Annotated in this window: 17 protein-coding genes; 9 read left to right on the top strand and 8 right to left on the bottom strand. The window is 60.0% G+C overall.

The window, feature by feature from the left end; genetic code table 11:
- Nucleotide 1 precedes the first annotated feature (1 nt).
- The 4 genes from accC to QD336_RS02430 form a co-directional block, all read right to left on the bottom strand.
- Nucleotides 2-1,348 (bottom strand): acetyl-CoA carboxylase biotin carboxylase subunit, encoded by a 1,347-nt coding sequence (gene accC, locus QD336_RS02445; RefSeq protein WP_080825234.1) that lies wholly within the window; start codon nucleotides 1,346-1,348, stop codon nucleotides 2-4.
- A 12-nt stretch (nucleotides 1,349-1,360) separates the two neighbouring features.
- Nucleotides 1,361-1,858, bottom strand: a complete 498-nt coding sequence (gene accB / locus QD336_RS02440) for an acetyl-CoA carboxylase biotin carboxyl carrier protein (protein WP_269343681.1) — start codon at nucleotides 1,856-1,858, stop codon at nucleotides 1,361-1,363.
- A gap of 25 nt (nucleotides 1,859-1,883) precedes the next feature.
- On the bottom strand, nucleotides 1,884-2,321 hold the full coding sequence (gene aroQ / locus QD336_RS02435) for a type II 3-dehydroquinate dehydratase (protein WP_006312617.1): 438 nt from the start codon (nucleotides 2,319-2,321) through the stop codon (nucleotides 1,884-1,886).
- Nucleotides 2,322-2,446: 125 nt separating this feature from the next.
- Complete coding sequence (locus QD336_RS02430) at nucleotides 2,447-3,214, bottom strand: DsbA family protein (RefSeq protein ID WP_269343676.1); 768 nt, start codon at nucleotides 3,212-3,214, stop codon at nucleotides 2,447-2,449.
- Between the two features lie 173 nt (nucleotides 3,215-3,387).
- Between QD336_RS02430 and QD336_RS02425 the strand changes: the two genes are divergently transcribed.
- Nucleotides 3,388-4,545 (top strand): pyridoxal phosphate-dependent aminotransferase, encoded by a 1,158-nt coding sequence (locus QD336_RS02425; RefSeq protein WP_269344422.1) that lies wholly within the window; start codon nucleotides 3,388-3,390, stop codon nucleotides 4,543-4,545.
- A gap of 26 nt (nucleotides 4,546-4,571) precedes the next feature.
- Here QD336_RS02425 and QD336_RS02420 read toward each other — a convergent pair whose 3' ends face one another.
- On the bottom strand, nucleotides 4,572-5,255 hold the full coding sequence (locus tag QD336_RS02420; protein WP_269343674.1) for an ArsR/SmtB family transcription factor: 684 nt from the start codon (nucleotides 5,253-5,255) through the stop codon (nucleotides 4,572-4,574).
- Nucleotides 5,256-5,329: 74 nt separating this feature from the next.
- On the opposite strand from QD336_RS02420, the gene QD336_RS02415 reads away from it, so the two are divergent.
- The 3 genes from QD336_RS02415 (at nucleotide 5,330) to QD336_RS02405 (ending at nucleotide 6,848) form a co-directional block, all read left to right on the top strand.
- Nucleotides 5,330-5,656 (top strand): NIPSNAP family protein, encoded by a 327-nt coding sequence (locus tag QD336_RS02415; protein WP_499169262.1) that lies wholly within the window; start codon nucleotides 5,330-5,332, stop codon nucleotides 5,654-5,656.
- A complete protein-coding gene (locus QD336_RS02410) occupies nucleotides 5,653-6,018 on the top strand; it encodes an antibiotic biosynthesis monooxygenase family protein (protein ID WP_499169150.1) in 366 nt (121 codons plus the stop codon). The genes QD336_RS02415 and QD336_RS02410 overlap by 4 nt, the downstream gene beginning before the upstream one ends.
- Before the next feature lie 125 nt (nucleotides 6,019-6,143).
- Nucleotides 6,144-6,848: an SDR family oxidoreductase gene (locus tag QD336_RS02405; RefSeq protein WP_499169149.1), complete on the top strand. Its 705-nt coding sequence runs from the start codon at nucleotides 6,144-6,146 to the stop codon at nucleotides 6,846-6,848.
- A gap of 238 nt (nucleotides 6,849-7,086) precedes the next feature.
- Here QD336_RS02405 and QD336_RS02400 read toward each other — a convergent pair whose 3' ends face one another.
- Nucleotides 7,087-9,990 carry an Rne/Rng family ribonuclease gene (locus tag QD336_RS02400; RefSeq protein WP_499169147.1) on the bottom strand — a complete coding sequence of 968 codons (2,904 nt, stop codon included), beginning with the start codon at nucleotides 9,988-9,990 and terminating at the stop codon, nucleotides 7,087-7,089.
- 645 nt (nucleotides 9,991-10,635) lie between these two features.
- Between QD336_RS02400 and QD336_RS02395 the strand changes: the two genes are divergently transcribed.
- The 4 genes from QD336_RS02395 to QD336_RS02380 all read left to right on the top strand — a co-directional run bounded on the left by QD336_RS02395 (nucleotide 10,636) and on the right by QD336_RS02380 (nucleotide 16,440).
- Nucleotides 10,636-11,895: an N-acetylmuramoyl-L-alanine amidase gene (locus tag QD336_RS02395; RefSeq protein ID WP_499169146.1), complete on the top strand. Its 1,260-nt coding sequence runs from the start codon at nucleotides 10,636-10,638 to the stop codon at nucleotides 11,893-11,895.
- 324 nt (nucleotides 11,896-12,219) lie between these two features.
- Entirely contained in the window at nucleotides 12,220-14,667 is a 2,448-nt protein-coding gene (locus QD336_RS02390) for a penicillin-binding protein 1A (protein ID WP_269343664.1), read from the top strand.
- A gap of 99 nt (nucleotides 14,668-14,766) precedes the next feature.
- A protein-coding gene (prfB, locus tag QD336_RS02385; RefSeq protein ID WP_269343662.1) for a peptide chain release factor 2 occupies nucleotides 14,767-15,898 on the top strand; the annotation gives its coding sequence in 2 pieces (ribosomal slippage) (nucleotides 14,767-14,835 and nucleotides 14,837-15,898; 1,131 coding nt in all).
- A 71-nt stretch (nucleotides 15,899-15,969) separates the two neighbouring features.
- Nucleotides 15,970-16,440 (top strand): hydrolase, encoded by a 471-nt coding sequence (locus tag QD336_RS02380; RefSeq protein WP_499169143.1) that lies wholly within the window; start codon nucleotides 15,970-15,972, stop codon nucleotides 16,438-16,440.
- A gap of 197 nt (nucleotides 16,441-16,637) precedes the next feature.
- Here the strand turns inward: QD336_RS02380 and QD336_RS02375 are convergent, their stop codons facing one another.
- Both QD336_RS02375 and QD336_RS02370 read right to left on the bottom strand, forming a co-directional pair.
- Nucleotides 16,638-17,138, bottom strand: a complete 501-nt coding sequence (locus QD336_RS02375; protein ID WP_499169142.1) for a hypothetical protein — start codon at nucleotides 17,136-17,138, stop codon at nucleotides 16,638-16,640.
- A gap of 19 nt (nucleotides 17,139-17,157) precedes the next feature.
- Nucleotides 17,158-17,931 carry an NAD kinase gene (locus tag QD336_RS02370; RefSeq protein WP_269343657.1) on the bottom strand — a complete coding sequence of 258 codons (774 nt, stop codon included), beginning with the start codon at nucleotides 17,929-17,931 and terminating at the stop codon, nucleotides 17,158-17,160.
- A 304-nt stretch (nucleotides 17,932-18,235) separates the two neighbouring features.
- Between QD336_RS02370 and QD336_RS02365 the strand changes: the two genes are divergently transcribed.
- On the top strand, nucleotides 18,236-19,153 hold the full coding sequence (locus tag QD336_RS02365; protein WP_499169141.1) for a PhzF family phenazine biosynthesis protein: 918 nt from the start codon (nucleotides 18,236-18,238) through the stop codon (nucleotides 19,151-19,153).
- Nucleotides 19,154-19,210 lie beyond the last annotated feature (57 nt).

Raw genomic sequence — 19,210 nt, 5'->3', positions numbered from 1 at the left:
CTTAGTGAGACGCGTCACCGGCCAGGTATTTTTCCAGCCAGTGAATATCGTAATCGCCCTTCAGGATATCCTCGTTCTGGAGGAGGTCCTGGAAAAGCGGCAGGGTGGTCTTGATGCCATCAACGACAAACTCGTCCAGCGCCCGACGCAGGCGGCGGATGCATTCGTCACGGTCGCGACCGTGAACGATCAGCTTGCCGATCATGCTGTCGTAATATGGCGGGATCTTGTAGCCCTGATAGGCACCCGAATCGACGCGAACGCCAAGGCCGCCCGGCGTGTGGAAATAGGTCAGCGTGCCCGGCGAGGGAACGAAGGTGCGCGGGTCTTCGGCATTGATTCGGCATTCGATGGCATGGCCATGGAATTCGATATCCGCCTGCGTGACCGACAGGCCCTGGCCGGAAGCGACCCGGATCTGTTCCTGCACGAGATCCATGCCGGTGATGGCTTCCGTGACCGGATGCTCCACCTGCAGACGGGTGTTCATTTCGATGAAATAGAACTCGCCGTTTTCATAAAGGAACTCGATGGTGCCGGCGCCGCGATATTTCAGCTTGCGCATGGCGTCGGCGCAGATTTCGCCGATCTTCATGCGCTGTTCAACGGTCAGTGCCGGCGAATTGGCTTCTTCCAGCACCTTCTGGTGACGGCGCTGCAACGAGCAATCGCGTTCGCCAAGGTGAACGGCATTGCCTTCACCATCGCCGAAAACCTGCACCTCGATATGGCGCGGCTTGCCGAGGTACTTTTCCATGTAGACGGCATCGTTGCCGAAGGCTGCTGCCGCTTCGGAACGGGCGGTTGCAACCGCTTCTTCCAGATCGGCTTCGGTCTTGGCCACCTTCATGCCGCGGCCGCCACCGCCTGCCGTCGCCTTGATGAGGACCGGGAAGCCGATCGTGCGGGCGATTTCAAGCGCGTTTTCGGGCTTCACTTCACCGTCGGAGCCGGGAACGACGGGAATGCCGAGTTCCTGCGCCGTCTGCTTGGCGGTGATCTTGTCGCCCATGATGCGGATATGTTCGGCGGTCGGCCCGATGAAGGTGATGCCGTGCGCGTCGAGAATATCGGCAAACTTGGCGTTTTCCGACAGGAAGCCGTAACCGGGGTGAACGGCGTCCGCACCGGTGATTTCGCAGGCCGCAACGATCTGGTGGATGTTGAGGTAGCTGTCACGCGAGGGCGGCGGGCCGATGCACACGCTTTCGTCGGCAAGGCGCACATGCATGGCGTCCGCGTCGGCCGTGGAATGCACGGCGACGGTGGGAATGCCAAGCTCTTTCGCGGCGCGCAGGACGCGCAGCGCGATTTCGCCACGGTTGGCTATGAGGATCTTCGAAACCATGCTGAACCGCCTTTATTCGATGACCACGAGGGCTTCGCCATACTCCACGGGCTGTGCGTCGTTGACGATGATTTCCACGACCTTGCCGGACTTGGGTGCCGGAATCTGGTTCATGGTCTTCATGGCCTCGACGATGAGGATGGTCTGGCCTTCCTTGACGGTTGCGCCGACTTCGATGAAGGGGCGGGCACCAGGAGCAGGCGACAGATAGACCGTGCCGACCATCGGCGAAGAGACGGTGTTGGCCGGGTTGCGGGCCGGTGCTGCAGACGCCGCAGCTGCGGCCGGGGCAGCAACTGCCGGTGCGGCTGCAGGCGCTGCTGCTGCCGGCGCGGGCGCATAAGCGGCGGGTGCTGCGGCATAGACCGTGGCGGGAGCGGGAGCCGCGCGGGAAACGCGGATACGCAGGTCTTCCTGCTCCACTTCGATTTCCGAAAGGTCGGTATCATTGAGGATATTCGCGAGTTCGCGGATCAGTTCCTTGTCGATACCCTGTTTCTTTTCAGACATGACAAACCCTATTCTTTGTTTCTTTTTATGCCGTGATGTTCTTCAGCGCGTGAAGCGCCATGACGTATCCATATGGTCCGAAGCCGCAGATCATACCCTTGGCTGCGGGCGAGACCATCGATTTGTGACGGAATTCTTCCCGTGCATGGATATTGGAGATGTGCACTTCGACGACCGGCGTCGAAATTGCGCGAATGGCGTCGTGCAGGGCGATGGAGGTGTGGCTGTAAGCGCCGGGATTGATGACGACACCCGCCGCCCGCTCGCCCGCCTCGTGCAGCCAGTCCACGAGCACGCCCTCGTGGTTGGATTGGCGAAATTCCACCGAAAAGCCGAGATCGGCTCCGGCGTTCACGCAATCATTTTCTATGTCTTTCAGCGTTTTGCCACCGTAGATACCCGGTTCCCGTTTTCCCAGCATGTTGAGATTGGGGCCGTTGATGACGATGATGATGTTGCTCATTCGCGTTTCCATAAGAAAATCAGCGACACCTATAGACTGCGCAGCCGTCAAGGAAAAGCCCCTGCAAGCCCGAAAGCGCAGGGGCTGGCCCTTATCTCACAGGCAATGAGGCCCTTGCGCGTGAATCACGAGCAGGTGGCTTTACCGCAGCTGCGCATATTGGCGATTTTTTCCTTCAGCGGGTCGGCACCAACAGCACCAAAAACCGCCTCGTTGCCAACGATGTAGGAGGGTGTTCCGGTGATGCCGAGGCTGTTTGCCAGCTTGTAGGTTTCCTGAACCTGCGCGTCATTGGGGTTTTCCGCCATCGATTTGCGGATATCGGCTTCCTTGAGGCCAAGCGAGGTGGCGACTTCCATGGCGCTGTCCTCGTTGGCCCGTCCACGGCCACCGAGCAGGGTGCGCTGGAATTCGGCATATTTGGCGGGCGCCAAAAGCTTCACGGCGTTGGAGACACGGTGTGCGGCGACCGATTCCGGCCCGAGGATCGGAAACTCCTTGAGGACGACGCGGACCTTCTTGTCGCCCTTCAGGATATTGTCCATGTCGCCCATGGCGCGTTTACAATAGCCGCAATTATAGTCGAAAAATTCGACCAGCGTGACGTCGCCGTCGGGATTGCCGAGCGCCATGTCGTATTTCGATTCGAAGATGGCCTTCTTGTTGTCGGCAACCGCTTCTGCGGCCTTGGCGTTGCGCGAAGCATATTGCTTACGTTCAAGCGCATCCTGAACCTCGAGCATGATTTCCGGGTTCTCGATCAGATATTGCTTGATGAACTCGCCCATTTCCTTCTTCTGCTGCTCATCGAGCGCATGGGCGGGCAGGGAAGCGAATACCGTTGAAAGGGCCGTCACGCTGGCGAGAAGGGTGGAACGGAGAAAATGCGCCATATCGGTCCTCATTCTGTTCGGCCGGAGCCTCTTGAAATCTTATGAAGGCAATTACCTTACTTTAAGCCAAATGCCATACGGCAAAAATACTTGTCCGCATTATGATCGCATGATTGTGAAGATTGTGATTCTGCGGCAAGTCTCTGAAATATGGTTCAGGAAAGAGCATGCCCTTGATTACGATGTCGAAGCGGAGCGCAGTCGAACCCTTTCACGCCATGGATATCCTGGCGGAAGCGAACAGGCGCAGGCAGGCGGGACGCCCCGTCATTTCCATGGCGGTCGGCCAGCCTTCCCATCCCGCACCGAAAGCCTCGCTGGAAGCGGCTCAGGAAGCGCTGAAACACGGGCGCATCGGTTATACTGACGCGCTCGGCCTGCGTGAACTGCGCGAGGCGATCGCCGGCCATTACCGGCTGCGCCATCAGGTCGCCATCGATCCGGCGCGCATTGCCGTGACAACAGGTTCGTCCGCCGCCTTCAATCTTGCCTTCCTCAGCCTGTTCGATGCCGGCGACCATGTAGCTATCGCAAGGCCCGGTTACCCGGCCTATCGCAATATTCTGAAAGCGCTCGGCCTCAATGTCGTGGAAGTGCCGGTCACGGCCGAAACCGGCTACACGCTGACACCGGCAAGTCTCGAACGCGCGGAAACGAAAGCCGGCTGCAAGCTGAAGGGCGTGCTTCTGGCAAGCCCCGCCAATCCGACCGGCACAGTTACTGGCCGCGAGGCGCTAAAGCGGCTGGCGAGCTACTGCGAAAGCCGCGACATGGCCTTCATTTCCGACGAGATCTATCACGGACTGACCTTCGTCGGGGAAGAGACGAGCGCGCTCGAAATCACCGATAGCGCCATCATCATCAATTCCTTCTCCAAATATTATTGCATGACCGGCTGGCGTATCGGCTGGATGGTGCTGCCCGAAAATCTCGTCCGTCCGGTCGAGTGCCTGGCCCAGAGCCTCTATATCTCACCGCCGGAACTCTCGCAGCTTGCGGCGACCGCAGCCTTTTCGGCGGCGGAAGAGCTTGATGTCTACCGGGAAAGCTATCGTACCAACCGTGATTTCCTGATGGCGCGCCTGCCGGAAATCGGCCTGCCGCTGGCATCCCCGATGGACGGGGCTTTTTACGCCTATGTCGATACCAGCCGTTTTTCCAATGACAGCATGGATTTCGCCAAGCGCATGCTGGCGGAGATCGATGTGGCGGCGACGCCGGGCATGGATTTTGATCCCGAGGAAGGCCACAGGGCGCTGCGTATTTCTTATGCGGGTTCGGTATCTGACATTGCCGAGGCGGTGGGACGTATTGCCGGCTGGCTGAAATAAGCCAGCATGCCCGCCTCCTTCCGAAATCAGGCGGGCGTGCAGCCAAAGGTGCTGACAAAGGCCTTTTCGCCCTTTGCGGTAAAGGTCAGCACACGGCCGTTTCCGCGCCGCAGCCAGTCGCGCTGTTGCATGGCCTCAAGCAGCGATGCGCCGAGCCCGCCGCCGAGGTGATGGCGGCGTTCGCTCCAGTCCAGGCAATGCAGGCACACCGGCCGCCGCGCCTTTTCGAGCGGCGAAAGATCGATGCCGAAGTTCGAGAAGAAATCGCGCCCATCATCCGTCAGCGCCGGGTCGTCACCGGGCGTCACTAGCCCCTTCGCGGTGATGGCGGCAAGCAGTGCCACACCGCTTTCCCCTGCCAGGTGATCGTAACAGATGCGTGCTTCACGCAGCGCCTTGTCCTTGGGCCCGGTGCGCACGCGGACCGCGCCCGTGCGCTGTGCAAGCCCCATCAAGGCTTCCAGAACCTGCGCCACATCTTCGTCGGAGAGACGAAAATAACGATGCCGCCCCTGTTTTTCCGCCTTCAGCAATTGTGCCTCGGAGAGCTTGGAAAGGTGCCCGCTGGCAGTCTGCAGGGTTACGCCGGCGGCTTCCGCAAGCTCGCTTGCCGTCAGCGCACGTCCATCCATCAGCGCCGTTAATATGTTGGCGCGGGCAGGGTCGCCGATCAGGGCGGCGACATTGGCGATAAGAGGTCCGTCTTTCATGCTTCGATGATAGCCGAAGCATCGATGCGGGGCAATGGTATAAAAGGGAGCGACACAACACGAGGAGCCCAATGATGCTGACCTGTTTCATCCGCTACGAGATCGACCCCTTCAAGGTCGAGGCCTTCGACCGATATGCCCGCAACTGGGGTGAGGCGATACCGCGCTGTGGTGCCGATCTCATCGGTTATTACGCGCCGAAGGAGGGATCGAGCACGATTGCCTATGGTGTCTACAACATTGAAAATCTCGCCGCTTACGAAGCCTACCGGGCGCGACTTGCCGCCGACCCGGCGGGGCGGGAAAACTATGAATTCGCCCGCCGGGAACAATTCATCCGCCGCGAGGACCGGCTGTTCCTGCGCCTCGCTTCCGGCCCGCAGACGGGAGGCGGGCAATGATCGCCGTCATCTTCGAGGTCTGGCCGGCGGAGGGCGAGAAACAGCATTATCTGGATATTGCCGCCGGCCTGTGGGCCGAACTCGAAACCATTGATGGTTTCCTGTCCGTCGAGCGGTTTCAGGGCATCAGCAATCCGGAGAAGATGCTTTCCCTGTCCTTCTTCCGGGATGAGGAGGCGGTGCGGGCATGGCGCAACACCATGCCACATCGCGCAGCACAGGCGCTGGGCCGATCCGGCGTCTTTTCCGATTACCGGCTGCGTATTGCACATGTGATCCGCGACTATGGTCTGCAGGAACGGGAGGAGGCGCCAGCCGACAGCCGGAACGCCCACCCGGCAGAGGGGAGCAGTTTGGGCTGAGATTTCCAGCATCAGTTTTTCTGCATGGGCTGCAAGGCTTTCTGGTTCGAACTCGCCTTTGAAACCCGTTATAGATGGGCCAATATGGTGCAGGACACCCGTCGGATTGGACATGGAGAAAAGCGATGTCGGCAGAAAAAGTGGCGATTGTAACGGCAGGTGGCAGCGGCATGGGCGCGGCCGTGGCGAAACGTCTGGCAGCGGATGGTTACAGCCTCGCGATCCTGTCCTCTTCCGGCAAGGGAGAGGCGCTGGCGAAGGAACTGGGCGGTATTGGTGTCACCGGTTCCAACCAGTCCAATGACGATCTCCAGCGACTGACGGATCAGACGCTCGAGAAATTCGGCCGCATCGACGTGCTGGTTAATAGCGCCGGGCATGGCCCGCGCGCCTCCATTTTCGATATTACCGACGAGCAATGGCACACCGGCCTTGATGTCTACCTGATGAACGTCATCCGCCCGACGCGGATCGTAGCGCCCATCATGGTGAAACAGAGGGCGGGTGCGATCGTCAACATCTCGACGGCCTGGGCTTTCGAACCGAGCGCCATGTTCCCGACATCGGCGGTGTTCCGCGCCGGCCTTGCCTCCTACACCAAGATTTTTTCCGATACCTATGCGGCGGATAATGTGCGCATGAACAATGTCCTGCCCGGCTGGATCGACAGCCTGCCGGCCACGGAGGAGCGCCGTGAAAGCGTGCCGATGCAGCGTTACGGGAAGAGCGAGGAAATCGCCGCCACCGTGGCGTTTCTTGCGTCTGAAGGGGCGGGGTATATCACCGGACAGAACATTCGGGTTGATGGCGGTTTGACGCGGTCTGTTTGACGGACGGTTATATCGCCCCTCATTCCTGTGCTTGTCGCAGGGATGAGGGAGGGGAGCGATTGCAAAAAAAGCAAGCTTTTCGCCGAATTAATGGGTTCGATCTTCCGTGGTGCGTCCTTCGGAAACCAATCGACTTGGTGCGCTTCGCCGTCTCAGCGTAGAAAACGCTCGTTCTTGCACCGACAAAACAAAACGCCCGCAACCATGTTGCGGGCGTTTTTATTCAGTATCACTTCTCTCAGAAGAAGCCGCGGCGCTGCCACCAGCCGCCCTTGCGCGGCTTGGGCTCATCGCCTTCCGGTGTTGCAGGCGAACCGGAAGAGGTCACCACCGGCTCGGAATGCGAGACGTTGCTGCCCCGGTTCGCGCGAACCTTTTCTTCGCTCGCCGGTGCTTCCGCTTCCGGAGTGAGATCGGCCGGAGCTTCGCTCACTTCTTCGACGGCGACGTCAACGACGGTTTCCTCGACGATCACCGGCTCGACCGTTTCGACGGCTTCGGTCTTCGGTGCTTCCTCGGTTTCCGTCTTGGCCTTTGCCTTGCGGGTGCGGCGCGGCTTTTTCGGCGCTTCCTCTTCAACAACCTTGGCGACTGCGCTTTCCACCACTTCGGCGGCGGCCGGCTCTTCGCTCACGGCTGCTTCGGCGGAAACTTCTTCGCTTTCGCCTTCATCCTCGGCTTCGGAATCGGCGGCGTCGAGAGCCTCGTCTTCCGCACGGTTGCGGCGGCCGCCACGCTTGCCACGACGACGGCGCTTGCGCTTGCCATCCTCTTCGGAAGTTACCGCTTCCGTCGTGCCGTTTTCGGCGTCTGCGCCTGCCTCATCGGCTTCGACGCCATCGTCGTCACCTTCGGCATCATCGCCTTCCGCATCAGCGGACTGGCCATCGAGCGCGCCGTTCTGGTCACCCTGACCGCCCTTGCCGCGACGGCGGCGGCGACGCTTGCGTTTACGCTTGCCATCCTCACCATTTTCGCCCTGCGGCTGCTGGCGTGGTTGGGCGCTCTCGGCCTTGACGATTTCTTCCTCGTCTTCGTCCTCTTCCACCTCGGCGACGAAATCGTCTTCCTCTTCGACGAAGTTCGGCAGCATCTGGATGAGGCTTTCGATCTTCACCGGATTTTCGACGGCTTCACCGCGGTCGATGGCGAAATGCTGGGCGCCGACGCCTGAATCGGCGGCGATGATGATCGACACGCCGAAGCGGCCTTCATAATCGACAATCGTTCCACGCTTGTGGTTGAGCAGGTAAAGCGCCGTTTCCGGCGTGGTGCGCACGGTGATGTTGTGGGTGGTGTTGCGCAGCAGATATTCCTCGATGCCGCGCAGAACATGCAGGGCGATGGAGGATTCCGAGCGCACATGGCCCGTGCCGCCGCAATGCTGGCAGACCTGCGTGGTCGATTCCAGCACCGAGGCGCGGATGCGCTGGCGCGACATTTCCAGAAGGCCGAAATGCGAGATGCGGCCGACCTGAATGCGCGCGCGGTCGTTCTTCAGGCAATCCTTGAGCTTCTTTTCGACAGCGCGGTTGTTGCGCTTTTCTTCCATGTCGATGAAGTCGATGACGACGAGGCCGGCAAGATCGCGCAGGCGCAGCTGGCGCGCCACTTCTTCCGCAGCCTCGAGGTTGGTCGTCAGCGCGGTTTCCTCGATGGAATGCTCGCGCGTCGAACGGCCGGAGTTGACGTCGATCGAAACCAGCGCTTCCGTCTGGTTGATGATGAGGTAACCGCCCGACTTCAGCGTGACCTGCGGCTGCAGCATCCGGTCGAGCTGGGCTTCGATGCCGGAGCGCGAGAAGATCGGGTGAATGTCGCGGTAGGGCTGAACCACCTTGGCATGGCTCGGCATCAGCATCTTCATGAAGTCTTTCGCTTCACGATAGCCGTCTTCGCCCGAAACGATGATCTCGCCGATATCCTTGTTATAGAGATCGCGGATCGAACGCTTGATCAGCGAGCCTTCCTCGTAAACGAGGCAGGGCGCCGTGGAATTCAGCGTCAGCGTGCGGACATTTTCCCACAGGCGCATCAGATATTCGAAGTCGCGCTTGATTTCGACGCGGGTGCGGTTGGCGCCTGCGGTGCGCAGAATAACGCCCATGCCCTGCGGCACTTCCAGATCGCGTGCGATTTCCTTCAGGCGCTTGCGGTCGGTCGGCTGGGTGATCTTGCGGGAAATGCCACCGCCACGCGCCGTATTCGGCATCAGCACGGAATAACGGCCGGCCAGCGACAGATAGGTGGTGAGTGCGGCACCCTTGTTGCCACGCTCTTCCTTGGCCACCTGCACCAGAAGAATCTGGCGGCGCTTGATGACTTCCTGAATGCGATACTGCTTGCGCGGCTTGCGGGCGACGCGATCGGGAACTTCCTCCATCGCGTCTTCAGCGCCGACGGATTCGATGACTTCCTTTTCGTGATGATCGTCATCATCGTCGTCGTCATCATCGTCGTTGCCGCGACGAAGACCTTCGACTTCTTCGGAAATCGTGTCGGTATCGACCATGGCGGCCATTTCGCCACCGGTGCTACCATCGTCTTCGGAAGACGCTTCGGCAGCCTCGGCCGCTGCGGCTTCTTCTTCCGCGGTCTTCTTCTTGGCGCGGGGGCGGCGGGTGCGCTTCTTCGGCTTTTCTTCCTCGGCGGGCGCTTCTTCCGCAACCGCTTCTACGGCCGCTTCCTCGGAGACAGCTTCCGCGACGGGCGCTGCTTCTTCCGTGACGACGGTTTCAGTGATTTCATCCGCGGAAACAATGCCGACATCCGGCTGATCCACCTGGGAAAGGTCGATCATCGGTGCTGCGGGCTCGGGTGCGTCGGCGGATTCGAAATCGTCGCTGCGGCGATGATCTTCGGCTTCCGCCTTCAGGAGGGCCTGACGGTCGGCAAGCGGGATCTGATAATAATCCGGATGGATTTCCGCAAAAGCGAGAAAGCCGTGGCGATTTCCACCATAGTCAACGAAGGCCGCCTGCAGTGAGGGCTCAACGCGCGTGACCTTGGCAAGGTAGATATTGCCGCGGATCTGTTTCTTGTGCTCCGATTCGAAATCGAATTCTTCGATCCGGTTCCCACGGACAACGACTACGCGTGTCTCCTCTTCGTGGGAGGCGTCGATAAGCATTTTGTCTGCCATGTAAGCTGTGCTCCTCGGCGCAGCCTTGTTTTATACGAGAACAGGCCCGCCACACGGACGAGCCTTTCATATGAGTGCAAGGATGTGCCGGAAATGAAGTCTCCTGCCGGGCCTCTGTAAACTGGCAGCATCCGGACCGACGGCGAGGCGCTTGGCCTGCTCCTGGTATCCGGTTCATGTGAAAACTGCTGCGACATCATTGGCCAGGCGGAACGACAATAATATATAGACCCCTTGGGGTCCGATGAATTTGCTCTCCTCAGAGCGGCGGTGGCGGCGCCACCGGGTAGGTCTCCGGCCACAGCCGGAATTGATCCAGTTTCAGGATAAATGTAACGACGGCAGATGATTGCCCGATGTGCAGCGCCAGCGTCTTTTTCGATTGGCAGCCGGCGGGCATCTATCCCGTCAACACTTTTAACCCTCATCCGTGTTGTATGTTTTCTCTGTCATAATAGCAATAGGCTGGCTAAATATGCCATATTATTGGTGGAATTTCCGGGTTAACAATTGGTTCACCAAGGCCTGCGATTGTGGGGCGCAAATGCGCAAACCATCGTTCGGCGTGGTTGAAAAGGCATCGTTACCGGTGTTTTTCCGCGCCGTTTATCGAAAACGACTGAAATACGGAATTTCTTGAAGATCATGAATTTCACGCGCAGCGCAGCGATATCGGGTGGGGCAGGGCGGCTTGGTGCGCGAATCGCGCGGCTTGCGGCGGCTTTCGCGTTTTGCCTTGTCGCCTCCGTTTCCGCCATCCCGGCAGCCCATGCCGCCGAACCGATCGTCGCGCAGCAGGCGCGGATCATCGGCGACGAGGCGCGCACGCGCATCGTTCTCGATTTTGCCGAGGAGCCGGAATTCGATGTGCATTATCTCGATTCGCCTGCCCGCATCGTCGTTGACTTTCCGGCGGTGAATTTCCGCTTCCCCGCCTCCGACCTTAAACCGACCGGCCTTTTTTCAGATATCCGCTTCGGCAGTATCGGCCAGAACAGCGCCCGCATCGTGTTGACGGCCAAAAAGCCGGTCCAGGTGGCGGTTGCCGAAACAAAAAAGGGTGATGACGGCGCATCTTTCCATTTCATTCTGGATAGCGAGATAACCACCAAGGGTAAGTTCGCCGAGCTGGTGAAGGACCAGCAGTGGCAGGCGCCGGCGCCGGTGACCACCGCTGCGATCACGCCGGACGACAAGACGTCGCGCCCGGCGGAATTCGTCATCGCGGTCGATGCCGGCCATGGCGGCATCGATGCCGGCGCCACCGGCGGCACGACAGGCACCGAGGAAAAGGTCATAACGCTGACCTTTGCGAAGGAACTTGTGGAACGGCTGAACCGCGAACCCGGCATAAAAGCGTTCCTGACGCGGGATTCCGATACTTTCCTTGCTTTGTCGGAGCGGGTGACGATCGCCCGCCAGAACAATGCCAATCTCTTTATATCCCTGCATGCCGATACACTGAAGCAGAAGGGCATTCGCGGCGCGACCGTTTATACATTGTCGGACCGGGCGTCGGACCGGCAGGCGCAGGAGCTCGCCGAGCGCGAAAACAAATCCGACCAGATCGCCGGTGTCGCGGTCTCCAGCGAGCCACCGGAAGTGGCCGATATCCTTCTCGATTTCACCCGCCGCGAAACCCAGGCCTTTTCGGTGACGCTCGCCGAAAACATCGTCTCTTCCTTCGAGGGGCAGGTGGGTCTCATCAACAATCCGCACCGTTACGCCGGTTTCATGGTGCTGCGCGCCCATGATGTGCCTTCGGTGCTGCTGGAACTCGGTTTCCTTTCCAATCCGGAAGACGAAAAGCTGCTTCTCGATGCGGAATGGCGCAAAAAGGTTGCCGATACGCTGGCAACCGCCGTCGGGCGATACCGCGCCAAGGCCGTGGCGAACGGCGGCTGAGACATGGGGCGGAGGGTGGCCATACTGTTGCCGCCCTGCCATTGGCCGCCGAAAAGCTGTTCAATTCTTGGGGCTTGCGGCTGATTAACATCCGCGAGCCCTATTTTACTCACATTCCCCGCGTTACTCGGAAAGCGGATTCGGTGGCGATGCGCATGGCGGCTGAAGCTCGATTGCGACGGTTGGCCCGGTAACATATCGGCGAATGCTGCCGTATCCGGCTTGTCATCGAAGGTATGGTGTGCAAAACGGCACGCGATATGCAAGGATGCGCCCGTATCATCGGGCGTTGATGGTTACGATTCGAATTATCGGTAGCTTGGTATGATCAGACTGATTGGATATTTTTTCGGCTTGGCCAGCGTGCTCTTCCTGTGCGCCGCCGTCGTCGCTGCGATTTATTTGCACGGCGTGACGAAGGACCTGCCGGATTATGCCGTCCTGAGCACCTACGAGCCGCCGGTGACGACCCGCGTTCACGCCGGCAACGGTGCGCTGATGGCCGAATATGCCCATGAAAAGCGCCTGTTCCTGCCCATCCAGGCCATTCCCGACCGCGTGAAGGCCGCCTTCCTTTCTGCCGAAGACAAGAATTTCTACAATCATCCGGGCGTCGATGTCTTCGGTCTCGGCCGCGCCATCCTCGTCAATATCCAGAATTTCGGCTCCGGCCGCCGTCCGGTCGGCGCTTCCACCATCACCCAGCAGGTGGCGAAGAACTTCCTGCTGACCAACGACCAGACCATCGACCGCAAGCTCAAGGAAGCCATCCTCTCCTTCCGCATCGAGCAAACCTATTCCAAGGACAAGATTCTCGAGCTTTATTTGAACGAGATCTTTTTCGGCCTGAATTCCTACGGCATCGCCGGTGCGGCACTTACCTATTTCAACAAGTCGGTGACGGAACTGACCATCGCCGAGACCGCTTATCTCGCCTCGCTGCCGAAGGGGCCGGCCAACTACCATCCGATCCGTCGCGAAAAGGCCGCTCTGGAGCGCCGTGACTGGGTGATCGACCGCATGGCCGAGAACGGCTACATCACTGTCGCAGACGCCGCTGACGCTAAAAAACAGCCGCTTGGCGTCAATCTGCGCCGCGGCGGCGCGCATATTTTTGCATCCGATTATTTCGCCGAGGAAGTCCGCCGCCAGATTGTCGAGAAATATGGCGAGGAAGCGCTTCTTGAAGGCGGCCTTTCGGTCCGCACCTCTTTCGATCCGCAAATCCAGATGGAGGCGCGCAAGGCGCTTCAGGACGGGCTTGTCCAATATGACGAGCGTCGCGGTTTCCGCGGACCCGTTGAAAAGATCGAGACTACGGGTGACTGGACGGCGGCGCTTGCCAAGGTCAAGGGCCTGCGCGACGTTCCGGAATGGAAAGTAGCGGTCGTGCTCGCCGTTGGTGCCGATGGCGTCGATATCGGCGTGCAGCCAGATACGGAAACGGAAGATGGCGACACGCGCACGCGCGGCCATATCTCCGCGGAAAACATGCGCTGGGCCTATCGCGATGCGACCGGCAAAAAGGCGACGGCCAAGTCGCCGGTCGGCGTCCTTGCTGCTGGCGATGTCATTTATGCGCAGCCGCTTGCCAATTCCGGCAATGAATACCGCCTGCGCCAGCCGCCGAAGGTGCAGGGCGGCATGGTGGTGATGGACCCGCATACCGGCCGTGTTCTGGCCATGGTCGGCGGTTTCTCCTATGCGCAGTCGGAATTCAACCGCTCCACGCAGGCCATGCGCCAGCCGGGCTCCTCCTTCAAGCCGTTCATCTATGCGGCAGCGCTCGATAACGGCTACACGCCGGCGTCGGTCATTCTCGATGCACCGATCGAGGTGGTTTCCGGCAATCAGGTCTGGAAGCCGCAGAATTACGGCGGGGGTTCCGCCGGTCCGTCGACGCTGCGTCTCGGCATCGAAAAATCCCGTAACCTCATGACCGTGCGCCTGGCGCAGGACATGGGCATGAACCTGGTGGCGGAATATGCCGAACGCTTCGGCATCTACGACAAGATGCCGCCGCTTCTCTCCATGTCGCTCGGTTCGGGTGAAACCACCGTCATGCGCATGGTCTCGGCCTATTCGGTCATCGCCAATGGCGGCAAGCAGATCAAGCCGACGCTGATCGACCGCATTCAGGACCGCTACGGCAAGACGATCTTCCGCCACGAGGAGCGCGCCTGCGAAGGCTGTAATGCGACGAGCTGGCAGAACCAGGACGAACCAGTCGTCGTCGACAATCGCGAGCAGGTTCTCGACCCGATGACCGCTTACCAGACGACCTCGATGCTGGAAGGCGTCGTGCAGCGCGGTACGGCGGCGGGCAAGATCAAGGTCGATCTGCCGGTTGCCGGCAAGACGGGCACGACCAATGATGAAAAGGACGCCTGGTTCGTCGGTTATACGCCGGACATGGTCGCCGGCCTCTATATCGGTTTCGATTCGCCCGCACCGCTCGGTCGCGGCGGCACAGGCGGCTCGCTGTCGGCGCCGATCTTCGGTGAATTCATCGCCGATGCGGCCAAGCACATGGAGCCGAGCAAGTTCATCGTGCCTGCTGGCATGAACTTCGTTGCAGTCAACCGCAAGACGGGCATGGCGGCGGCTGAAGGCGAACCGGACACGATCATGGAAGCCTTCAAGCCCGGCACGGGTCCAGCTTCCACCTTCTCGGTGATCGGTGCGGAAGGCTACATGTCGCAGGAAGACATTCTGAAGACCTCGCCGCAGGCACAGCAGGCCATCACCGGCGGTGGCGGCGGTCTTTATTGATCTCAAGTTCCGGGATCATCGGGGGGCGTGGGTCTTTACATCCGCGCCCCCCGCATTTATTTGAGCAGCAAGTTTCAATGAAGGCGAAGAACCAGCGAAATGCGCAATGAAATCGTGAATGTAGTCGACGAAATCAAGCAGGCCATAAGCCTGCTGAGGAGGCATCTTTGACTGGGACCAGGCGATAAGACGACTGGACTGGTTGAATAACAAGGCAGAGGATCCGACCCTCTGGAACGATGCCTCCGAAGCCCAGAAGCTGATGCGCGAGCGCCAGCAGCTGGATGACAGCATCAACGGCGTCAAGGCGCTGGAGCAGCAGCTCAAGGACAATATCGAGCTGATCGAACTCGGCGAGATGGAAGGCGACGACGAGATCGTCAAGGACGCCGAAGACGCGCTGAAGGCGCTGAGAAGCGAGGCGAACCGCCGTCAGGTGGAAGCCATGCTTTCCGGCGAGGCCGACAGCAACGACACCTATGTGGAAGTGCATTCCGGCGCAGGCGGCACCGAAAGCCAGGATTGGGCGAACATGCTGCTGCGCATGTACACCCGCTGGGCCGAGCGTCAGGGTTTCAAGGTCGAAGTTCTCGAAATCCATGACGGCGATGAAGCTGGCATCAAGTCGGCCACGATCCTGGTCAAGGGCCATAACGCCTTCGGCTGGATGAAGACGGAATCGGGCGTTCACCGCCTCGTTCGCATCTCGCCCTATGACAGCAATGCCCGGCGTCACACCTCGTTTTCTTCCATCTGGGTCTATCCGGTGGTCGATGATTCGATCCAGATCGACATCAATGAAAGCGATTGCCGCATCGATACATACCGTTCGTCCGGTGCAGGCGGCCAGCACGTTAACACCACCGACTCGGCCGTGCGTATCACGCATATTCCGACCGGCATCGCCGTTGCCTGCCAGCAGGAGCGCTCCCAGCACAAGAACCGCGCCAAGGCGTGGGACATGTTGCGCGCCCGCCTCTACGAGGTGGAACTGCAGAAGCGCGAAGAGGCGGCAAACGCCCAGGCTGCATCCAAGACCGATATCGGCTGGGGCCATCAGATCCGTTCCTACGTTCTGCAGCCCTACCAGCTGGTCAAGGACCTGCGCACCGGCGTGGAAAGCACCGCGCCCGGCAACGTGCTGGACGGTGACCTGAACGAGTTCATGGAAGCCGCACTCGCCCATCGCATCAGCGGCGGCGCGGATGTGGAAGTCGCGGATATCGATTAAGACGCCCGATGCGTCGATCGGAAAATTGCCCCTCGCAACCCATTGCGAGGGGTTTTTCGTTGGAGGGATGCATGAAACAGGTGCTCTACATCGTCGACGTTCAGCCGAGCTTCAATCCGCCGGCTGTATTGGTGGCGGAGATTTCCGCACTTGCCGGAACCATGCCCAGCATTGCCACCGTCGAGCGCCATGATGAAAGCGTGACACCTTTCGAACGGCAGCTTGGCTGGAAACCGGGCAGGGATGACTGCTCGCTTGTCGCGGCGGACCACATCTTCATCAAGCACGGTTATGCGCCGCCGAAAGTGGCGATCGACCATCTCCTGTCTCTCAAACCGGAGCGGGTGCTGGTCTGCGGCATTCAGGCCGATACCTGCGTGCTGGCCGCCGGTTTTGCCCTCTTCGACGCGGGGCTGCATCCTACGCTTCTGCCGTGGTTGACGGTGGGCTCCAGTCTCGACCGCAGCGGTGAACTCGGGGCGAGATTATGGAAGCATCATTTCGGAGCGGTTCTCGCCGGGCCGCATGAGCTGAACGACTGAAACTGCTTTGGATCAGGCAACGAATGCACCCGATACTTTGACTGGCATTTTCCTTTTCCGTCATGTCGGCCTTGAGCCGGTATCCAGTCGACACGCGTCGGCGCGGCGGGAAGAGTCCCTTCGGCCCAAGGAGTTGGGCTGGCTAGTTTCCGGCTCAGGGCCGGAATGACGGAAGAGAGTGAACCCACAATACCGGGTTAGTTCGAGGCTTTTTCGACCTTCATCTCACCGAGCTCGTCGATCAGGATCGTCCAGCTTTCCGCTTCCTTGGCCATCGGGTCCGTTTTCAGGTAAACCGTCACAAACAGGCCGGGCGAGGCGGGGGCGCCATTCGAGCTTTCCGGACGGATATCCGTGACATAGGACTTCATCTGGTTGAATTCTTCCAGCTCGATATTTTCGAGGAGGCTAGGGCCATCGGCGGTAAAGACGATGCGCTGCAGGTAGATTTTCGCCGTGCCGTCGCCCTGGCGGATTGCAATGACCTTGTAATAACCCCGTGTGGGTGAGGCAGGCGGTGGCCGCAATTGTCCGTCAGGGCCTTTTACCGGCTCAAGGTTCCGATCTTCCCACATGCCGCTGCTGACGACGAATATGGCAGAAACAGGCAGCGTGTCGATCGCCTGCGTCTGCGCCCGCGCGGGCAAGACGGTCGCGGCAACAAGCAGGGCAGCTAGGAGGGGTTTTTTGGCGTACATGGCTATCGTGGTGGTTGGTTTAGTTGTTGAACTGTTCGGCCAGAACCCGGTCCGACCATGAACGATCCGGATCCGAGAGAATTCTCGCCGTCCTGTCCTGCGATTGTGCGATCCTGACGTGACGAACGGATTTCACCTCGGTGTGGTCGGCCACCGCGTTCACCGGGCGCTTGTCGCGCTCCAGGACATGAATATCGACCGTTACCTTGTTCGGCAAAAGCGCACCGCGCCAGCGCCGCGGACGGAACGCACTGACGGGGGTGAGTGCCAGAAGCGGCGATTCGAGCGGCAGGATCGGCCCATGGGCGGAGAAGTTATAGGCTGTCGACCCTGCCGGGGTCGCCACCATCATGCCATCGCAGATAAGCTCCTCCAGCCGCACCTTGCCATCCACCTCGACACGTAGCTTTGCGGCCTGGTGCGATTGCCGAAACAGGCTTACCTCGTTCATGGCAAGGGCGGTAAACTCGTCGCCGTCGGAATCCGTCGTCGTCATGCGCAGGGGATGGAAATCATTGCCGCTCGCCACCGCGATGCGCTGTATGAGGCCTTCCACCCGATAGTCGTTCATCAGGAAGCCGACGGATCCCCGGTTCATGCCATAGACCCGCTTGCCCGAATTCATTGTCTGGTTGAGGATTTGCAGCATGAAGCCGTCGCCGCCAAGCGCGACGATCACGTCCGCCTCATCGAAAGGCGTATCGCCGTAAATGTCCTTCAGTTCTTTCAGCGCCGTTTGAGCCTCCTCAGTTGCCGAGGCGACGAAGGACAGTGAATAGGTAGAATGCGACATCCGCTTCCCTCGACAACGGCGCAGACCGGACCCGGCCCGCGCAGGACGCTGTAACCCGTTGAAGCGGCTCGAAATCTTCAAACCCCGATGAAGAGGCCGATAACAAGCCGCCAGACGCACCCTTGGTACATGAAGAGGGCGGCAGGCCACAAGGCCTTTCGGACCCGCAGGCGTTCCGTTGCGATCGGTCTTGTCGTTCCGGTCCACAGCTTCTTGATTTGCGGCCGCCGACAAGGGTTGCGATGCGGGGCGGCCTGATGCAGTTTGCCAGGGCAGCCGGAATGACGAGTGGCAGGAGACGGATGTGGCGCTGAACTACGATATCTACGATGTCTTTACCGAGACGAAAATGGCGGGAAATCCGCTGGCGGTCATGTATGACGCCGATGATCTTCCCCAGGACACCATGCAGGCGATTGCGCGGGAAATGAACCTCTCCGAGACGGTTTTCATCAACCGTTCCACCAATCCGGCTCATGCCGCTTCGCTGCGCATTTTCACGCCTTCGGGCGAATTGCCCTTCGCCGGACATCCGACCGTCGGCGCGGCCGTCGCCATTGCCGAACGCAATCGCGGCGAGGGTGATGACGATATCGACATGGTTTGCGTGCTGGAGGAAAAGGTGGGGCCGGTGCGCTGCGCGGTGAAGATGCGCGCGGGCGCGGTCAGCTTTGCGGAATTCGACCTGCCGCGCAAATCCTCCCGCGTCGAGCTGCCGCTCGATCATACCGCGCTTGCCGACGCGCTTGGCGTCAGCGAGGGACATTTAGGCTTCGAGAATCATTTGCCGTCGATCTGGACGGCCGGCGTGCCTTTCCTGCTGGTGCCGATGCACAATATCGCCGCCGTGCGCGACATGGATTTCGACGCCAATCTCTGGCTGCGCACCGCGCCTTTGGTCGAAGGTTTGCTGACGGCGGCCTATATCTACTGTCGCGGTGGCGTCAATCACGCGGCAAAATTCCATGCGCGCATGTTCTCCCCGGAAATGGGGATTGCGGAAGACCCCGCAACCGGTTCGGCCGCCGCCGCCCTTTCCGGTGCGATCCACCATTTCGACGGGCTGACAGACGGTCACCATCCGCTCCTGATAGAGCAGGGCGTGGAGATGGAAAGACCATCCCACATCCACCTGCGCATGGACATCAAGGACAACGAAATCGCCCGCGCCCGCATCGGCGGCCACGCGGTGCGGGTTGCATCGGGCACGTTCGAGATTTGAGGTGAACGGAGCAGGATAAGTTCGCGCCGTTAAGGCGCGACGAAAAGCCAGAAAGCT

The organism is Rhizobium sp. BR 250 (assembly GCF_047445855.1).
Classification (GTDB): Bacteria; Pseudomonadota; Alphaproteobacteria; order Rhizobiales; family Rhizobiaceae; genus Agrobacterium; species Agrobacterium tumefaciens_I.
Note: the sequence above shows the minus strand (reverse complement) of the source record. Positions and strands in the feature narration are given on the sequence as shown.